Source organism: Polaromonas sp. P1_E1_2 (assembly GCF_056406035.1).
On sequence record NZ_JBFUAZ010000756.1, the window covers coordinates 1 to 1,721 of the forward strand.

The 1,721-nt window shown below is 64.2% G+C and carries 2 protein-coding genes; both read right to left on the reverse strand.

Going from position 1 to position 1,721, the window contains the following annotated elements; translation table 11 throughout:
* On the reverse strand, positions 1 to 371 hold a 371-nt coding region (locus AC1D1P_RS22545), incomplete at its 3' end, for a DUF815 domain-containing protein (RefSeq protein WP_477674524.1).
* An 11-nt stretch (positions 372 to 382) separates the two neighbouring features.
* Positions 383 to 1,624 (reverse strand): bifunctional glutamate N-acetyltransferase/amino-acid acetyltransferase ArgJ, encoded by a 1,242-nt coding sequence (argJ, locus tag AC1D1P_RS22550; protein ID WP_477674525.1) that lies wholly within the window; start codon positions 1,622 to 1,624, stop codon positions 383 to 385.
* Between the last annotated feature and the right edge of the window lie 97 nt (positions 1,625 to 1,721).

Genomic DNA, 1,721 nt, shown 5'->3' on the forward strand with positions numbered 1-1,721 from the left:
GCCTTGTCGACCTCGATCAGCCGCAGGCCGCGCGCCGCATACTCATTGAGGCAGGCTTTGATCAGCGAGGACTTGCCGGTGCCGCGGGCGCCGGTGAGCAGCACGTTGTTGGCGGGCTTGCCGCTGACAAACTGCTCGGTGTTGCGCCGGATTTTTTCCTTCTGGTCCTCGATTTCCTTGAGATCGCCCAGGCTCATGTTGCCGATGTGGCGCACCGGCTCCAGCGAGCCGTGGCCGGAGCTGCGCTTGCGGTAGCGGTAGGCAATCGAAGCGCTCCAGTCGGGCGCGGTGAGCGGTTGCGGCAACACGGATTCAATCCGCGCCATCAGGGACTCGACGCGGGTGATCAGGCGTTCAAACTGCTCGTTCATGCTCGGCCGGACTAGCTGCGGTAATCCGCGTTGATTTTGACGTAGTCGTAGGAGAGGTCGCAGGTCCAGACGGTGTCGGCTGCATCGCCCCGGCCCAGCACCACGCGCACGGTGATCTCGCTTTGTTTCATCACGCGCTGGCCGTCGGCCTCCACATAGGCAGGGTGGCGGCCGCCGTTTTTGGCGACCAGCACATCGTCCAGGTACAGATCGATCTTTGTCTGGTCCAGGTCATCGATGCCGGCATAACCGACGGCCGCCAGGATGCGGCCGAGGTTGGGGTCGCTGGCGAAGAAAGCGGTTTTCACCAGCGGCGAATGCGCAATCGCATAGGCGACCTTGCGGCACTCTTCGCCGGTCTTGCCGCCTTCGACGGCGATGGTGATGAACTTGGTCGCGCCTTCGCCATCACGAACAATGGCTTGTGCCAGCTTCTTCGCGATGCCCAGCATGGCAGCGCGCAGGGCCTTGCCTTCCGCGCTGTCCAGCGAGGTGATGGGCGGGTGTTTCGCCTTGTTGGTGGCCATCACAACGAACGAGTCGTTGGTCGAGGTGTCGCCGTCGACCGTCACGCGGTTGAAGGAGCCTTCGGCAAGCTCCGTGGCCAGCTGCGCCATGAGCGGCTGGGCAACGCAGGCATCCGTCGCCATGAAGCCGAGCATGGTGGCCATGTTGGGCCGGATCATGCCGGCGCCCTTGCTGATGCCCGTGATGGTGACGTCGGCGCCTGCGATCTTCACGCGCGCGGAGAAAGCCTTGGCGACGGTATCCGTCGTCATGATGGCTTCGGCGGCGTTGCCCCAGTTGTCGGCCTTGGCGGCTTCCAGCGCGGCCGGCAGGCCCGCCGCGATGCGGTCGTTGGGCAGCGGCTCCATGATGACGCCGGTGGAAAACGGCAGGATCTGCTCGGGCGCAATATCCAGCAGGCGGGCCAGCGCAATGCAGCTGGCATGCGCGCGGTTCAGGCCGTCGTCACCGGTGCCGGCGTTCGCATTGCCGGTGTTGATGAGCATGGCGCGTATGCCCGCCGTCTTGCCGTCATTTTTGGCCAGGTGCTCGCGGCAGATCTGCACGGGCGCCGCACAAAAGCGGTTTTGCGTGAAGACGGCACCTACGGACGCGCCTTCGTCGAGCAGCAGCACCGACAGGTCTTTGCGATTGGCCTTGCGGATGCCCGCCTCGGTAATGCCCCAGCGCACGCCGGGTACAGGGTAAAGATCCGCAGCGGGCGTAGCAACCAGATTGACGGGCATGTTCCAGGACTCCGGAAAATCAGGGTTAAGTCGGGCAGTGTTCAGCGCAGCGCGGTGCTCAGTTCAGTCGGCCGTGGCAGTTTTTGTACTTCTTGCC

What these genes read in the sequence shown, in the direction of transcription:
- argJ (WP_477674525.1), bottom strand. Translation starts at nt 1,624, where the DNA reads ATGCCCGTCAATCTGGTTGCTACGCCCGCTGCGGATCTTTACCCTGTA.